Below are 16921 nucleotides of genomic sequence, written 5' to 3' on the forward strand. Positions count from 1 at the left end.
GGATTGCTTTGATGTGTTTAGCGCTGGTGGGTCTTAACTAGGAAGCATGATCATGAAATTGTCATGTTTGTGTATTCTAGGTCTGTGTCGATTGAATTTTCAATCATTGAGCCCTTATAGGCGTTGAATCCCCATTCCAAAAGCATTTGTCCGTAACTTAGCTCATAAATTACATGCTTCCGGAACTATATTTACTTGATCATTTTTCCGGAAGTTGATCATTTCCAATGTGCGGTTACTCGGATCAATATTGCTCAGTTTACGCCTTGATCATGCTTCATAATTTGGCGTTATTAATTATCTTACACTGGATGTACTCCATGATCACTCTTCCGGTTAGGCTCCAATCCTCTGTTGTTTTTTGACACCCCATCTTCTCTTCTGTTTTGAATCTTTTTGTTCATTGAGCGTTTTTAATTTTTATTGTATTGAAAATCTATAAATTCGAATGCAAATCACACCAACCGTAATCTACGGTTGTATTTCAATCGTTCCGAAGGTTTTTCACTGAATTTCCATTTACATTGTAAATAAGTGATACTGTAACATTTTAAATGTAGGCTAGAAATAACATGGTTATGCATGATAAAAACGGTGATTTTTGTGTTTGCCTAAGGCGATGTTTCATCAAATTGTAAAAATGCGGTCTATTTTATGTGATTTTACTCATAAATGAATGTTCATGTTTTTGTTGTGTTTGTTGTTAATCGCTGTACAATTTGTACTTAGTTAATCATTACGGAAACTGGCAATGAAAAGAGAACAAACGATTGATAAGCTCTATCAGCTAGCCGAACAAACTCAACAAGTTCAGGCTGACCGAATTGAGATTATTTTGGAAGAGCGAAGTGATGAACATTTCCCTCCAATGTCTAAAGCTATGATGGAGACTCGTTCTGGTTTAACGCGTCGTAAACTCGATGAAGCGATCACTAAACTTGAAGCTGATGGCCATCAGTTTACAAAGAACAACGCCAATCATTACTCGATTTCATTGACAGAAGCTCACATGTTGATGGACGCGGCAGAAGTGCCAAAGTTCCATGAACGTAAGCAGCACGCTGACAATAAGCCATGGATTATCAACGTACAAAACCAGAAAGGTGGTACGGGTAAATCAATGACAGCGGTTCACTTAGCCGCTTGTTTGTCTCTGAATTTGGATAAGCGCTACCGTATCTGTCTGATTGACTTGGATCCACAGGGCTCTTTGCGTCTGTTCCTAAATCCACAAATTAGTGGGGCAGAGCACGACAGCATCTATTCTGCCGTCGATATCATGTTGGACAACGTGCCTGAAGGCCAAGATGTCGATCTAGAGTTTCTTCGTAAGAACGTACTATTGCCAACTCAGTATCCAAACCTGAAGACAATTTCTGCATTCCCGGAAGATGCGATGTTTAACGCTGAAGCGTGGCAAAGCCTTTCACAAGATCAGTCACTTGATATTGTTCGTCTGTTAAAAGAGAAGCTAATCGACAAAATCGCCGATGATTTCGATGTGATTATGATTGATACCGGCCCGCACGTTGACCCTCTAGTATGGAATGCAATGTACGCGTCCAACGCACTTCTTATTCCATGTGCTGCTAAGCGTTTGGATTGGGCTTCAACGGTTAACTTCTTCCAGCACTTACCAACGGTTTACGAAATGTTCCCGGATGACTGGAAAGGGCTCGAATTTGTTCGTCTAATGCCAACTATGTTTGAAGACGACAACAAGAAACAGGTGTCAGTTCTGACTGAAATGAACTACCTGTTGAATGATCAAGTAATGATGGCAACCATTCCAAGAAGCCGTGCTTTTGAAACCTGTGCCGACACTTACAGCACGGTTTTCGATCTAACGGTGAGCGACTTTGAGGGCGGTAAGAAAACTCTAGCTGTTGCTCAAGACGCAGTACAAAAAAGTGCTCTAGAATTAGAGCGCGTATTACATAGCAACTGGCCTTCACTTAATCAGGGATAACAACAATGGCAATTAAAACATCTGACTTAAATGCAAAGCTATTTGGTAAAGCAAACAAACGTCGCGTAGCAACACCACAAGAAGCGCAAACAGCGGCAAAAGAACAGGCTCAAGTGATCGAGCTTTCTGTTGCTGGCGAAGATTTGGTTTCATTTGAATTGGTTCGCATTCCTGCGGCTGAAGTGGCAACTCGAACGGTTGTTTTTGAAGAGAACGCTCGTGAGCAATCTTTCTTAAATGAGCACGCGCTTTCTGATGTTCTTACAACATTGAAAGAACGTGGTCAGCAATACCCAGCGGTTGGTCGTAAGAATAAAGACGGTAAGATTGAAGTTCTTGATGGTAGCCGTCGTCGTATGTCATGTATTTTGGCTGACAAAGAGTTCCTAATCTATGTTGCTGAAAACATTAACGGCGAACACGCTAAGTTCCTATCAGACGTAGCTAACGCTCATAAACCGCTTTCTCTTTACGAGAAGGGCAAAGAGATGCAAGCGAAGCTAGATAAAGGCGAAGCTGAAGACCAGAAAGCACTGGCAAAAATGTTCCAGTGCAGTGAAGCTTTGGTGAGTGGTGCATTGAAAGCGGCCGCTTTGCCACTTGAATTGCTACAAGCTTACCCAAATGTGAGCGACCTTGGTCGTCCAACTATTGTTAAGCTGCACAAGCAGTTTGGTGGATTGACGAGTGAACAGCAGCAAACACTGTTGACTAAGTGTGACGCTTCTGAAGGTTTTGTATGGCAGCGTAGTGAAGCTCAAGGCGTAACTCGTCTAACCAAAGACGTGACAGAAACTTTGGAAGGTTGGATTCTTGAATTGGCGCCAGCGCCAGCGAAGAAAGCTTCTCCAAAAGTCGAGCTTATTAAGGGCCGCGCATCATACAGCCGTAAGGGTTCAAACTTGGCGTTGAACCTTAAGAAAGTTGATGATGCAACAATGGAAGAAATCCTCGCCTTCGTTCAATCGAAGCTCGACTAAGTCGACGACTTTTCATTACTCCTCTAAAGCCGCTTAATGCGGCTTTTTATTTGGCTGTGATAAACTGTGTTTAGATGAATCTGGACGCTAACTATGACAAACCCAACCAACACTTTTCTACATATACTTTCTAATATTGCTCAACATAACGATCACCGTTACGGCGTGGTCTTTTATGGCGATTTTGATTGGCAAAACTCTGCTGTTTTTTCCTTCCTTCAAGACTCACACAGTCCGAGCATCTTCCAGATTGGCGGTACGCCATTTGAAGGTGTGATTCATGCTCCAGTAAAAAAAGGCCAACAACTGCTTGGTCGTGAGTGTCAGGTTCTTGTTTGTGATTTTAGAGAGCAGTTCGATGCGAATGGTTTTAGTGCCGCGTTGGGTTCGTTAGTTGGTGGTGGGCTGTTGTTGGTGTTGCCGCCAAAAGTTAATGCCTCTGAAGATAGCCAGGGCTTTGGTCAACGTTGGTTAAAACGTCATTTCGATAAACTGATTTCTGTTTCACAACACAATGAAGCCGGCGATGTAGTTCAAGCAACTCACGCTCTTCCTCAGATGCAAAGCGCCCAAAACGGATTGGATAAATTTGAACAGCAAAACACGGCTGTTGAATTAGTTAAAAAGGTAGTGTCTGGACATCGTAAACGTCCTTTGATTCTCACTGCGGATAGAGGGCGTGGTAAAAGCTCGACATTGGGTATTGCCGCAGCGCAGCTGTTAGTTGAGCGTCACGGGTTTAATATTATTGTTACCGCGCCTTCAGTGAAAGCGATAGAGCCGGTATTTTCTCACGCTAGCCAAGGGTTAGAATCTTGCGAAGTGGTAAACGCTACTCACATTCGTCATCAAGGTGGCAGTTTAAGATTCGTCGCAGCAGATGAATTACTTAAATCTAAGCCTGATTGCGATCTGTTATTGGTTGATGAAGCAGCTGCAATTCCAATTCCGATGCTTAAATCCATGGTCGACATCTATCACCGTATGGTCTTTTCAACCACGGTACATGGTTACGAAGGCAGTGGGCGAGGGTTCGGAATTAAGTTTGAATCTTGGCTTTCTGAGCATCGTCCGGGGTGGAAAGGCTTTAAGCTCGAACAACCGATTCGTTGGAATATCAACGATCCGCTAGAAGCTTGGTTGTTTGATTGCTTCCTACTTGGTAATGACGCATCAGTCACTGAATCAGCGGTTGATGTAATCGAAGGCTTTTCTGCTGACGCAATCAACCAATTAAACTTGGTCGAGTTATCAAAAGCAGAATGCTTAGCTAATCCTGAGCAGCTACAACAATGTTTTTCTCTTCTTGTGGATGCGCACTATCAGACCTCGCCAAATGACTTAATGCAATTTCTCAACAATCCAGCAATCCGTTTATACGCCGTTTGGCAGCAAGATGAATGTTTAGGTTGTATGTTGGTGACGGAAGAGGGAGGTTTGGACAGCGAGTTGATTGCTCAAATTCAACTTGGAAAACGCAGGCCTCAAGGTCACCTTGCTCCCGTATTACTGGCAAACCAACTTGGCTGTACTCAGGCGGCGACCAGTCGTTGCCTTCGAGTTATGCGCATTGCTGTTTCAGCACGTCATCAAGGTTTGGGTATTGGCCGTTGGATGTTGGCTCAGTTATCACAGCAAACCAGCCAAGCAGATTATCTGGCGACAAGCTTTGGTGCGACCTGCGAATTGATTTCTTTTTGGCGTGGTAGTGAATTCGAAGCTGTACACATCGGCCACCAGCGAGATCAGGCAAGCGGCTGTCACTCGGTTCTGATGGTTAAGGCACTTAACTCAAACTCTCAAAGCTGGATTAACCAAGTTCAAAATCACTTCGAGCGTAGCTACTGTTTTCTTGTTTCAGGTTCTTTAGTTTCACTTGAAACCGATATGGTGCGCGCACTGCTGCCAAAGAGTGTCGATACCGTTAGCGAGTTTGAAACTCAGTTAGTTAGAAATTACGTGAACGGTGGCAACAGTTATGATGCGATCAGCTTCAACGTACTGAATTTGATTCTACTCAGTAACAATCGAAACATAGGTATTTCTGACTTACTCATCGCAAAGGTTGTTCAGCAGAAAGAGTGGGGGACTTGTGTCGAACAGTTTAATCTTGTTGGTCGCAAACAAGCAGAGACTCAGTTTCGTAAAGATGTCGATTCTTTGCTAGCAAATTTACAGTGTAAATAGACAAGCCATCAATAAAATAGACCGACTGCTACAAATTAGATTTACAGTGTAAATTAGAATCTTGGATTTACACTGTAAACTGCAGCTTCACATCGAACCCCGTTTTTACCCTGATTATCTGTTACATCACTTCTGTTTCATCTCTCCATGACAGCCTTTAATCTTCTAAGGCTATTTGCCTTTACTATTTGCTCTAACATCGACTCGACATTCAATTACATGAAATATTCTGAAAAACTTTTCCTATGTATTTGTAAAGGCGAAGCAAATCATAAAATGTGTAAGTCTTATTTATGAGTCATGTTTGCAGAATCGAAAGTAAGTGATGTGACGCTGATTATTCTAATAATGTGATACTCAGCGCAGAATGAATTATATAGACTGAATAACAACTGAGTCATTAGGGATACTCAATTCGAATGTGGGATAACATCGTTACATTGTCGGAAGACAAGCAACAAGTAATGGCATGTCTGCCAACCGGAACTGTGGTTGACGCAAGCTTTGATAACAAGACGCTGCCACCAACCTTGGAAGCTTTGAATGCATCAAACTATTTTCTTTTCGAAGAAGAGGTTTTGCGTTTCGTTACTCTTGCTAAAGAAGGTAAGGGTGAAGCTTATGAAGGTATCTTGATTGCCGAAGTTCGAAATGCCAGTGTTGCGGTCGAACTGTCTGATGATGAGATGTTGGCGAGTCTTGTAGTTACTGGTCCATATAATGGACACCCACTGCGTGGCAGCGACATCATCCAATGCTTATCTCAAGCTCAAATAACAAAAGGAATAAATAAGTTAGCGCTCAGAAAAGTTCTGATGATGAGTAGCAAACTTAAGCCCGGCGAAAAGTTTACTCAGCCAGTCGCTAAAGGGACACAACCAGTAAAAGGTAAAGACGCTAAGTTTGCCGCTTTGGTTGAAGATATTACTCGCCAAGTCTTGAAGCCTCGCAGCAAAGACGAAGGCAAGATTGATATGCGAGACTTGGGACAAACCATTACCGTTGGTCAAAATGATCACTTAATGAAACGTACCCCCGCTACCAAAGGTATCGCTGGCTTTACCGTTCAAGGCCGAATTATCCCACCGCTTCCTGGACAAGACAGTTTAATCAAGCCTGGAAAGGGCACCTACATCTCCCCTGAAGATCCCAATTTACTACTCGCCTCACACCCTGGATTGCCCATCATTAAAGATCGAACCATCGAAGTGGATGACGCTTTATGTGTCAGCAACGTCGATGTCTCAACTGGGCACGTTAAATTTAAAGGTAATGTCTTTGTCTCTGGCAACATCGAGCCGGGTATGATCGTCAAGGCGACAGGAAGTGTTACGGTTGGTGGCTTTATCGAATCGGCCGAAGTTCAAGCCCAGGGGGATATCAAAGTCGCGAAAGGCATTATCGGCCACACGACTAAAGAGGGTGAGCCAAAAAGTTGTAAGGTATTTAGCAAAGGCTCTATCACAGCAAGCTACGCACAGAATGCCGAGCTACAAACGGCCAATGACCTTCGACTTGGTGTGCACAGTATGAGTAATGACATTCGCTGTGGTAACAACCTTATCGTGATGGACAGTTTGAAAAAACACGGCACGCTCAGCGGTGGTGAAGCCAAAGTTGGCGGAAAAGTAGAATGTGTCTTCTTAGGTGTTGAGGGAGACACCGCAACTAAGGTACATGGTTTTGCGCGCTACGATGGTTACCGCCAAAAGATAGCCGAGCTGAAGGAAACTTATAAACACACTCAAGAGCAAACCATGGGTGTGATTCGCCAAGAGTTAGAATTTAAGAAGCGCCCGAAAGCAGAGAGAAGCGAAGAGCAAGCCCTAGAAATAGAGCGGCAACGTGAGAAGAACAACCTCGCAATTGAAAATACAAAGTCGCAGTTAGATACACTCGAAGCAGAGTTTGAAACCAACCTTGCTGAATGTACGGTAGAGGTACACGAAAAAGTGTATACCCGAGTGACGATTCAATTTGGTGATGAGACAGTCACAACCAAGAGAACCCACGGCGGAAGTGTTTTCTCATTCAACCAATACGAGATTCAATGTTCATTCAAGATGGAGCAAGAGGATATTGCTTTGTAGACTTTTGTGCTGAACACAAAGTGACGTATTGTCTAGGTGTCGATACTGACAAATAGAAAAAGGGGAGTTGATGCTCCCCTTTTGCTTTCTACTGATAATGATTTATTTAGGTGGATTGCGCGTTTTAGCTCACCGCTCTTACTCGGCCTTGTTTAAGGTCTGAAAGAACCTGTGCTTTTGGACCATCTGCAATGATGCAGCCTTTCTCCATTACGATCACTCGATCGACAATATCCAACATCGACGTTTTGTGCGTAATCAGAATCAACGTCTCGCTTGGTAGCAATTGGTTAAGTTGGTGTTTGATGTGCATCTCTGAACGGTTATCCATAGCACTGGTCGGCTCATCCATTAGCAATACTGGCGGACGGCCTAGAAAGGCTCTTGCAATGGCAATTGACTGACGTTGACCACCAGACAGCAAAGCACCACCTTCACCCACTTGGCGTTCTAAACCTGCCGGATCTTGTTGAGTAAATGCGGTTACGCCTGCACGGTTCGCTGCATCCATCACGTCACGGTCATCCACCAAAGGGCGACCTAAGGTGATGTTGTCTCTTACTGAACCGTAGAACAGGTTACTGTCTTGTGGCACACAGCCTATATTGCGTCGTACGTCGACATGATGCAGTTGCTCCATATCGGTGTCATCAATGCGTACATGGCCTTCTGTGGGCTTGTACAGGCCCATAATCAGGCGTTCTAGCGTGGTTTTACCGGAACCAATACGACCAATGATCGCCACTTTCTCCCCTGGGCTAATATTGAGGGTTAAGTCTCTAATAGAAGCAACGGGTGAATCTGGGTAGTGGAACGTCACTTTATCTAGCGCGATATGACCCTGAATAATCGGACGGTGGATATAACGTTTACCTTCTTCTTGTTCATCCGGCATCGACATTACTTGTTCAATCAAGGTCATCGAAGACTTTGCTTGGTTGTAACGTGTAGAAAGCAAAGACAGTTGAACAAGAGGACCAATTGCACGGCCGCTCAACATGGTCGCGGCAATCAAGCCACCCATAGTGAGTTCACCTTCTGCAATTAGATACACGCCAAAGATGATCATACCTACGTTAGTACTTTGCTGAACAAAGCCGGCGGTGTTTTGGATGCTGTCTGTGATGCGTCGGCTTTTGATATTCCAATTCGCCATGTGAGCTACAGCTTCTTCCCAACGGAATTGGAATTGGCTTTGCGCGCTGAACAGCTTAACCGTTTCTAACCCTGCCAAACTTTCAATCAAGTTTGCATACTTCTGCGAAGCAAGACGAGAGCCTTCTTCAATAGTACGGCGTAGTGGACCTTGGATTAGCAACGCGTAGATGATCAAAATAACCACGCCAGCAACGGGAACGAACACAAGGTTTCCGGCCATTAACCAAATGAGTGCTAAGAACATCAGTGCGAACGGTAAGTCGATTAGCGAGCCAATGGTTGCAGAGGTAAAGAACTCTCGAATGGATTCGAACTCTTGCAGGTTTTTAGCGAAAGCGCCGACAGAAGCAGGCTTTGCTTCCATGCGAATCCCTAGCACCTTACTAAACAGCTTGGAGGAAATGAGAATATCGGATTTCTTACCGGCAACGTCAATGAAGTAGCTGCGCATCAATTTGAGCAGCAAATCGAATAGGAATACGACGAAGATACCACTCGCTAGCACCCACAAGGTTTCAAAGGCGAGGTTAGGGACTACTTTGTCGTATACCAAGCGAGTGAACATGGGCGCGGCAATTGCGAAGATGTTGATCAGAATGGAGGCGATCAACACATCTCGGTAGATGTTTTTAGATTCCCAAATGGTGCTCCAAAACCAATGCCCTTTACGTGTTTTTAGAACCTCTGGTGAACGTTCATCATAACGGAACTGTTTCTTTACCAAGAAGTAGCGACCGATGAATTGTTCTTTCAGCTCTTCAATAGGAATGATGATTGGCACCATTCCGCTTTCCGCAGTAATGATTTCCGCTTCTTGCTTCTCTAAATCAATGCTGTTGAGAACGCACGCCTCACCTTGTTTAAGCAGTAAAACTGCAGGCAGAATCAGGTGAGGGATCTTTTCTAAATCGGAACGGTTTTCTTTTGCCACTAATCCTGCTCGTTCAGCAGAACGAGGGAATAGGAAAGGGGTTAGCTTTCCGTCTGATAGTGGTAGCCCATTGATCAACGCTTCGGGCGAGTTAGCTAACCCGTAATACCGGCTAACGTAGATCAGTGAGTTCAATAGTGGATCTTGCATGTGATATAACCCTTACAACTATTTATCAACAATGAAGCCTTGGAACACTTCTACGTAGTTATCAGACAGGATATCTAGCTGAGTCTGAGTTTCTATTCGAGACGCGATGGTGGTGACGCCTAGGTTGTGAGCGGTTCTAGAGATCGACGTTAAGGTGAACTTCTGTTTTTCGTCATCAAGGTTATGTGTGAACAGGTAATCTAGCTTCACATAGCTTGGACGGTATTCGTTGATGTAATCCAGTGATTGGAAGTTACGTCCGTAGTTATCGACACCAAACACCGCTTCAGCGTTGCGAATGGTGTTACACAAGAGTGCCGTGTAGTGCGGAACGTTGATGAAGCAGTTTTCTGGAATCTCAAAGTGCAACAGGTGAGCGATTGAAGCATTCTGTTCAAGCGTCTTACCGATCCAACGGATGAAGCTTGGTTGAGATATACTGCTTGGCGAGATATTAATAGCGACTGGGCTGGCTACTTCTTTTGCATTGAGCTTTTCAATCATCTTCTCAATAACGTATTGGTCGAGAATGTGGCTCATTTCAAGCTGTTCTAGCGCGTATAGATACTGGTTAGCACCGTAACGCACGCCATCTTTTTCAATCGCAGAGAACACCTCTTGGTGATACGTTTTACCAAAGGCATTGTTTGCAGCCTGCAAACGGAAGGTAATGAGGTCGTTGATGATCGCTTCTTCAACCAACATACGCCATTGTTGTTTGCCCATCACTGCGCCGTGATCGTCTGCGGTGACGTAGCCGTAAGCAAGTTCTCGATTCGCCTTGGCACTTGAGAGTGCGTTATCCACCAGCGACATGATTTCAGTACTGGTTTTACGCTTGTTGCTGTAGGTCACACCAAGAGCAATATGTGGATTCGCAGTGCCTGTTGGGTCTGAACCTAGGCTCTGGATACAGTTTACGATGCTGCTCGCGACAAGTTTCAGTTCGCTCTCATCAATGTTTGGCATGATGAAACCGAACTCGTCACTAGAAATACGAGCGATGGTGATATCTGGAGATGAAATTGAAGCTTGCAGCTGTTCAGCCAGTTGATGAACTAAGGCATCACCTTCTTGATAGCCCTTTTCATCGTACTCTTCACTAATAAACTCCGCTTTAAGTACCGCTAAACCACCTAAGCTCGACTCTTCTAACCATTGAGTTAACTGAGACATGTAGTAAGCACGGTTACCTAGCTGAGATACAGGGTCGATATACGCTCTTTCACGTAACTTCTGAGCTTCTTTCGCTTGGTTTTTAAATGCCAGTTCAACTTGAGTCGACATGTGGTTGATACCATCGACAACCAAAGTCAGATCTTTTGTCTTTGGACGGGCTAGTGGTTCGCCAAACTGATTCTTGGCGATCTGATCCATTTTGGTAATGATCAACGAGAGCGGGCGTAAAGCGCGTTTAAGGATCCAAGATATAGACACTAACCCGAGCAAGAAGATCGTGCCAAATATGCTCAGTAAGCGGATGAATGCTTGCCAAAGTTGATCGTAGGCAGGACCTGGATGACTTACGATCTCGACTTCGGCCAATTGCATCCAGCCACTGGTGATCACGCGGCGGTCATGAACAGGTTCGAACAGGTTTAGGTTGGTAAACCACTCTGGCACGCCGGTTGGCTTTACAGGGTATGAGCGGAGAATGTCTTCACCGCTGTCGAGAAATATCAATCGAACGACTGAGTAAGAACTGCCATCAAACAGGGCGTTGATAACAGACTCCACTGCCACCTTGTCCTTTTCTTCTAGGTAAGGGGCGAGAGCCAGTCCAACAGTATTAATGGTATTACTTACCTCAGAGCGTTGCTGCTCCTCTAAGTATCCACGGGTGGTATTGAATTCGATCATAAAAACTGACGTCATCAGCAGTATGAACACTGCAACCATCCCGACCACAAGCTGTTTATATAAAGTCATTGTACCTACTCATCGTAATTGATAATGGGTTTGTTTAATTTTAGAGAGCGCTCACGGGAACGTAAGTCGTTCCATAAGCTCAATCTTGAAGATTTCCCTGCTAACTTGCCGCTGCCTGCTGCCGACTTGATCAACCAAAGGTTTTTACCGTTGAAACTGTAAATTGGTCGTAGATCTGGGCGTTTGGAACCGCGTTTAATTTCAGGGTTTAAGTTGTCCAAAATTAGTGGCTCTGCACTCGGTGTTGAGTAATACGCCAACACCATGTGGAACTGATTTAGCTCCAGTGCCTTTACGTACACTAATCGTAATTTCTTATCTGGGACGCCCAGTTCAAGCAAAGAGAAGTATTTTGCGATAGTGAAGTCTTCACAATCACCGGCGTTGCTGCCTAAAAATTCCAGTGGTGTTGCCCAGTAGTCATTCTTTCCCCACAGTATGTTGTCATCGACAAAGTACATTTGGTTGAAGAACTGGTTCACCGATCTGAGCTTCTCTTTTTCACTTAATCCATCGTATGACGTCATATTTGAGCGCCATGTCGCCACTCGCTTTCCGGCTCTATCGCCGTAGGTTTTGGTCACCGCATCTATCCACCGTTGGTCGCTCTTGTTGAGCGCCACAGAGGTAAAAGAGGTGAGGACCAGCAGCAATAGCGAAATCCGAGACTTCATAGCCTCTGCTCTTGTCTATTTGCTGTGTATTGAAAGGCGTTATCAAACATCCAACGTCCTTACTCTTTTAGTGCATTGTTTTGAGCGCTTAATAGTGGCTTCAACATGTACTCAAGCACGGTTCTCTTGCCCGTGATGATATCGACAGAGGCGGTCATACCTGGAATGATTGGCAACTCTTCGTTCTGTCCAAAATTGTGTTTTTCGGTGCGCACGCGCACGATGTAGAAGCTATTGCCTTCTTCATCTTGGGTGGTATCGGCACTGATGTGCTCTAGCACGCCTTCTAGACCACCGTATTTAGTAAAGTCGTAAGCACTGAATTTAACGATGGCTGTCAGTTCTGGGCGTAGGAAGGCGATGTCTTGAGGAGCGATTTTCGCTTCGACCAATAGCGAGTCTTCTGTTGGTACAATCTCAACGATGTCCATACCCGGTTGGATAACACCGCCTACGGTATTTATGCCAAGCGTTTTAACGGTGCCGGTTACAGGAGATACCACCACAGTGCGGTTTACTCTGTCTTCAAGGCCAACGGCCGATTCGGTCATTGCAGATAGCTTGTCTTGGGCTTGATTGAGTTTTTCTTGTTGTTCGGAGCGGAAGTTCAGTGCGGCATCAACACGGCTGAGCATCGCTTCTTTGATGGCTGAACGTAGAAGAGGGATTTTTAGCTCGCTTGAGGTCATTTCTCGGCGAGTGTCGTTGACTTGTCTTTGCAGTTTAAGTAATTCAATTCGTGGTACCACCCCTTCATCGGCTAGAGGCTTGGTGATATCCAGTTCTTGGCGGGCGAATCGGTAACTCTGTCTTAAGTTATCGACACGCGCTTTAATTTCGATAAGGTCTTGTTGTTTCTGTTCAACTTGTTGATCAAAAACGGAAAGTTGGTTTTTTAGGTTATTGAGATCTTGACGATATTCTGCTTTTTGGCGATTAACCAGTTGAGGTTGAAGTTCATAAAACTTGGGTGGGAAGGCGAGCTTGCCGTAATCAAGTAACACACTTTTTTTCCACTCTTCTACAGAAAACTCTTCGTCGATAACAACACTGGTTAATGAGGCTGAAAGCATCAATACGTTGGCGGTTAAATTGGCAACTTGTTGTTCACGTTCGCGGAAGTCTGAGCGGAAGCGAGTGTCATCGATCAATAGTAGTTGTTGACCTTTTTGAACTTGTTGGCCTTCTCTAACTAAGATCTCTTTAACCAAACCACCCTCAAGGTTTTGCACCACTTGGATCTGAGAGGAAGGGATCACTTTGCCTTGGCCAACGGTAACTTTGTCGATCTCTGCCCAGGCAGACCACCCAATAGCAGCAATAAAAAACAGAACGATCACCCACAACATAATACGCGCACTGGTGGGCGTATTGAGGAGCAGTGCCGCTGTTTTATCATCGACATACTCAAGCTCGGTCTCGTTCAATTTGCTGAAATTTTTCTGACTCATAACAGTCCTTGTTCGCTAAATAAAAGTGCAAGCCTATTGAGTGTATTCTTACTTTTGATAAATGTTAAGATTTTGCTCCTTTAAATCTTTGAATTTATATATTTTTTAAGACTTATCGGTTCTTGAAATCTGTTTTATCGAGTTGGTGCTTTCTTAGTTTGTCATACAGTGTTTTTCGCGATACCTGCAGCTCTTGTTGTACTTCTTTTAAACGCCCTTGATGGCGATGTAACGCCTCAATCAAGATAATTTGTTCAAAGCTATCGGTGCGTTGGTTTAACGACTGTTGTTGCTCTTCAATGCTCATATCGAGTTCATTGTCGTCATTTGGCTCATTAGTATCGCTGTCGAGCGACGGCTGCTTAATTTGAGTCAGCACTCTGAGTTCAGCATGTTGGCGAAGCTGACGAATGTTCTCCGTCCAATGCGTTGCAATGAGTCGTTGAATCTCTTTTTCTGTAATGACGGGGGGCGGCAGTTGATAGCGACTGGCTGCACCGCGAGCAAAGTGTTTGAACAAAGATCCAATATCTTCCGTTCTTTGCGCCAAGGGTAGTAAATTAAATCGGCGTAGTTCACCTGTAATTGTAGTAGGAACTACTGTAGTTGCGATAATGATACAAGTTGCATTGGTCTTGCATGAGTTTTCACGAAGTAGAGTGGGTTTTAAGTTCGCTAACCACAGCCATTGATCTTGAGTTAATGCTTCTGTCTCATGGATATAGATCGTTCCACCTTGATGCTTCAAGAACAGTTGCAAAACAAACTGATGGAATGTCGCTTCGTCACTGCGTGGCAAATTAAACGCAGCGACAGGGCAAAGCTCCGCGGTTTGATGACTGTGTAAATCATGGGTGTATTGTGCAGTGACCCTTTTCCCTGTCCCTAAATCACCAACAAACAATAGAAGTGGGTTGGTTTTGGTATCTAGGGTGATCAATTCTCGGCGTAATGCCTGCATCGATGGCGATTGACCAATCAGTTTTGGGCCAACCTGATTTTGCATTGCCAACTCTTTACGCAGTAGGTTGTTCTCTTCAACCAGTGCGAGCTTATCCGCCGCTTTTTTAACGGCAGTGAGTAGGGCATCGACCACAAATGGCTTTTCCAGAAAATCGTAAGCGCCGGCTTTCATCGCGGACACCGCGGTTTGCACGTCACCATGTCCGGTAAGTACGATGACCTGAAAATGAGGATTTTGGCTCAGCAACTTTTGCGTTAATTGAATGCCATCCATTACCGGCATGTGAATATCGGTGATGACAATTCCGGCTTGCGTGGTATCTATTTTCTTTAATGCCTCAATAGCATTGGGAAAGCAGACGATATCGATGCCTTCAATGAGCATGGCTTGTTCTACGGAGTCTCGAATGGCGGGTTCATCGTCGACAAAATAGAGTTTAGGCATAGAGTGCAAAAGTCGAGTCCTTAGCAGTATGTGAGATTCGTTTTCTAATCAGCGATAACAACGGCGTGTTAGCCCTTATCGTTATATAACGGGATGTTTAGCGAGAATACCATGCCTGAAGGCTCTAACCGGTTCGCGCTGATCGTGCCGTGATACGCTTCAATAATCCGTTTCGATATTGAAAGCCCTAGCCCTAAGCCTTCCGGTTTGGTGGTAAAAAACGGGTCGAACAGCTGTTCTAGCTTATCGTTCGGCATGCCAATTCCGTTATCCCAAATGATCAGCTGACAAGAGTCATGGTGCAGTTGCCATTCGATGCCTATCTGTGGGCTAGCCTGTTGGTCAACGCTTTCCAGGTTTTGTTGCTCCTGCAAGATTTTCTGTTCAAGAACTTGCTGTTGAAGCGCTTGAGTCGCGTTGTGAATCAGGTTCACCAGTACTTGTTCTAGTTCGGTTGGATGAATCGCAATATTGATATCATCTGGCACCGTGCTTAGCCTCAGCGTAATACCTTGCTTGATCATCAGCGCACTGAGAATGCTGGTGGCGTTATTGACCGCTTGATGCAGGTTCGCCACATGATGTTCTTGTTTGGTGACCTTGCGAGTAAAGACTTTGAGTCGCGCGATGATGTCCGTAATGGTGTTGTTGAGGCCAATCATTTTCTCAAGATTGCTTTTCACTAAATCGGTTCGTTCCATTTCCAGTAGCTTTAAGCTGTTTTCACTGTAGGTTCGCAGTGCTGCAAGTGGTTGGTTGATTTCGTGGTTAATGCTGGCTGACAGTTCACCGAGTACCGCTAATTTCGCGGTTTGTGTCAGCTCTTGTTCTGTCTGTTTCAACTTGGATTGCGACTCTTGGTATTGAAAAAGGGTTTGTTGCAGCTGTTGATTGGATTGCTTCAAGTAGTGAGTGCGTTTATCAACGGTTTGCTCCAAGTTTTGGTTGAGTCGGGTCAACGCCACTTTCGCTACGTAGGTTTGGCGCCACGACCAAGCGATGAGCATCACCAAGCTGTAAATCACCACGAAGATGACATCGATCTGCAAGATTTTAATAAGTTCAGCTCTGGTCTCTTTTAGTGCGACAACTTGGTACTGGTTGTTGCTGACCGTTGCAGGGTAAAGATTAAAAGCACCAAGCTTGAATAACTGGTTGGCGGTGAGCTCTTTTCGGATTTCATTGGATTGAAGGTTGCTAGATTGATTGGTATTGCTAGCTTCTGACTGAGAGCTTGAAGAGCGAAAGGCTTCGATGATCGAAATTTCGCTTTGACCGTATTGGCGTTGAAGTGCGATATCCGTTTGTTGTTGCTGAGTTAATGGCAACAATGAATGATAAAGCCATGGAGCTTGGCTTGATAGAAACACCACTTGGTTAGAGTCGAGTACCACGATCTCAAAGTCGTCGCTGGTCAGGATGTTTTCGAGGTTTTCTAAGCTCACTTTTACGGTGATAACCCCGACAGTTTCTTTGTCGATATACAGAGGCGAAGACAGAAAATAACCGCGTACGTTCGAACGAGCGCCTAGCGCGACATATTGTGTGTTGTTGCCTTGAATAGCAGAAGCAAAGTAGGGACGAAACGAGAAGTTCTCACCTACAAAGGTACGAGGCTTTTGGTAATTACTGGAAGCGACCACAGTACCGCTCGGGTCGTGAATATAGATGGTGTCGGCTTGGCTTTGATTCGACCATTCAAATAGTAATTGATTGAGCTGCGCAGCGGAAATCTTGTCTGCTCGTGGTGATGAGTCAAAATAAGAGAGCAGACGTGGATCATGGCTGAGTAAATCGGGGATCTGTTTGAATTTATCCAATTCAGAGTCGATTTGTAGATTGGCTTTATTCGCTGCTTCATCGAGTTGCTGAGTGACGATTTTTTCTTGGAATTGCACTGCCATAAAGTGGGTTGCAGTCAGCCCTGCAGCTCCCAATAACAATGAGAATAAAACAAAGGGCGTCATTAGGTTAGGCAGTATTTTGGTCACTCG

At 44.6% G+C, this 16921-nt stretch carries 10 protein-coding genes; 4 read left to right on the forward strand and 6 right to left on the reverse strand.

Annotated elements, in window-relative coordinates:
• Positions 1-751: 751 nt before the first annotated feature.
• The 4 genes from AC3CH3_RS18820 (at position 752) to AC3CH3_RS18835 (ending at position 7226) form a co-directional block, all read left to right on the forward strand.
• The gene (locus AC3CH3_RS18820; RefSeq protein WP_017061213.1) at positions 752-1969 is read left to right on the forward strand and encodes a ParA family protein; all 1218 of its coding nucleotides are present in this window, start codon (positions 752-754) and stop codon (positions 1967-1969) included.
• A 5-nt stretch (positions 1970-1974) separates the two neighbouring features.
• Positions 1975-2949: a ParB/RepB/Spo0J family partition protein gene (locus AC3CH3_RS18825; RefSeq protein WP_017065141.1), complete on the forward strand. Its 975-nt coding sequence runs from the start codon at positions 1975-1977 to the stop codon at positions 2947-2949.
• Between the two features lie 93 nt (positions 2950-3042).
• The gene (locus AC3CH3_RS18830; RefSeq protein WP_488538970.1) at positions 3043-5136 is read left to right on the forward strand and encodes a tRNA(Met) cytidine acetyltransferase TmcA domain-containing protein; all 2094 of its coding nucleotides are present in this window, start codon (positions 3043-3045) and stop codon (positions 5134-5136) included.
• A gap of 419 nt (positions 5137-5555) precedes the next feature.
• Positions 5556-7226: a flagellar assembly protein A gene (locus tag AC3CH3_RS18835; protein WP_019823336.1), complete on the forward strand. Its 1671-nt coding sequence runs from the start codon at positions 5556-5558 to the stop codon at positions 7224-7226.
• A gap of 124 nt (positions 7227-7350) precedes the next feature.
• Here the strand turns inward: AC3CH3_RS18835 and AC3CH3_RS18840 are convergent, their stop codons facing one another.
• From AC3CH3_RS18840 to AC3CH3_RS18865, 6 genes are all read right to left on the reverse strand, one after another.
• Positions 7351-9465, reverse strand: coding sequence for a type I secretion system permease/ATPase (locus AC3CH3_RS18840; protein WP_019823334.1), 2115 nt, complete (start codon positions 9463-9465; stop codon positions 7351-7353).
• 18 nt (positions 9466-9483) lie between these two features.
• Positions 9484-11394 carry a bifunctional diguanylate cyclase/phosphodiesterase gene (locus AC3CH3_RS18845; protein WP_488538971.1) on the reverse strand — a complete coding sequence of 637 codons (1911 nt, stop codon included), beginning with the start codon at positions 11392-11394 and terminating at the stop codon, positions 9484-9486.
• Positions 11395-11399: 5 nt separating this feature from the next.
• Complete coding sequence (locus AC3CH3_RS18850; RefSeq protein WP_019823329.1) at positions 11400-12068, reverse strand: transglutaminase-like cysteine peptidase; 669 nt, start codon at positions 12066-12068, stop codon at positions 11400-11402.
• Between the two features lie 59 nt (positions 12069-12127).
• Positions 12128-13519, reverse strand: coding sequence for an HlyD family type I secretion periplasmic adaptor subunit (locus AC3CH3_RS18855; RefSeq protein WP_488538972.1), 1392 nt, complete (start codon positions 13517-13519; stop codon positions 12128-12130).
• A 112-nt stretch (positions 13520-13631) separates the two neighbouring features.
• On the reverse strand, positions 13632-14927 hold the full coding sequence (locus tag AC3CH3_RS18860) for a sigma-54-dependent transcriptional regulator (protein WP_029405520.1): 1296 nt from the start codon (positions 14925-14927) through the stop codon (positions 13632-13634).
• A 68-nt stretch (positions 14928-14995) separates the two neighbouring features.
• Complete coding sequence (locus tag AC3CH3_RS18865) at positions 14996-16918, reverse strand: sensor histidine kinase (RefSeq protein WP_019823324.1); 1923 nt, start codon at positions 16916-16918, stop codon at positions 14996-14998.
• Positions 16919-16921 lie beyond the last annotated feature (3 nt).

It is taken from the genome of Vibrio sp. QJM3NY_35, from assembly GCF_057785915.1.

Coding starts and splice junctions, on each gene's coding strand:
- AC3CH3_RS18835 (WP_019823336.1), top strand. CDS start 5,556: ATGTGGGATAACATCGTTACATTGTCGGAAGACAAGCAACAAGTAATG.
- AC3CH3_RS18825 (WP_017065141.1), top strand. CDS start 1,975: ATGGCAATTAAAACATCTGACTTAAATGCAAAGCTATTTGGTAAAGCA.
- AC3CH3_RS18830 (WP_488538970.1), top strand. CDS start 3,043: ATGACAAACCCAACCAACACTTTTCTACATATACTTTCTAATATTGCT.
- AC3CH3_RS18860 (WP_029405520.1), bottom strand. CDS start 14,927: ATGCCTAAACTCTATTTTGTCGACGATGAACCCGCCATTCGAGACTCC.
- AC3CH3_RS18820 (WP_017061213.1), top strand. CDS start 752: ATGAAAAGAGAACAAACGATTGATAAGCTCTATCAGCTAGCCGAACAA.
- AC3CH3_RS18850 (WP_019823329.1), bottom strand. CDS start 12,068: ATGAAGTCTCGGATTTCGCTATTGCTGCTGGTCCTCACCTCTTTTACC.
- AC3CH3_RS18855 (WP_488538972.1), bottom strand. CDS start 13,519: ATGAGTCAGAAAAATTTCAGCAAATTGAACGAGACCGAGCTTGAGTAT.
- AC3CH3_RS18840 (WP_019823334.1), bottom strand. CDS start 9,465: ATGCAAGATCCACTATTGAACTCACTGATCTACGTTAGCCGGTATTAC.
- AC3CH3_RS18845 (WP_488538971.1), bottom strand. CDS start 11,394: ATGACTTTATATAAACAGCTTGTGGTCGGGATGGTTGCAGTGTTCATA.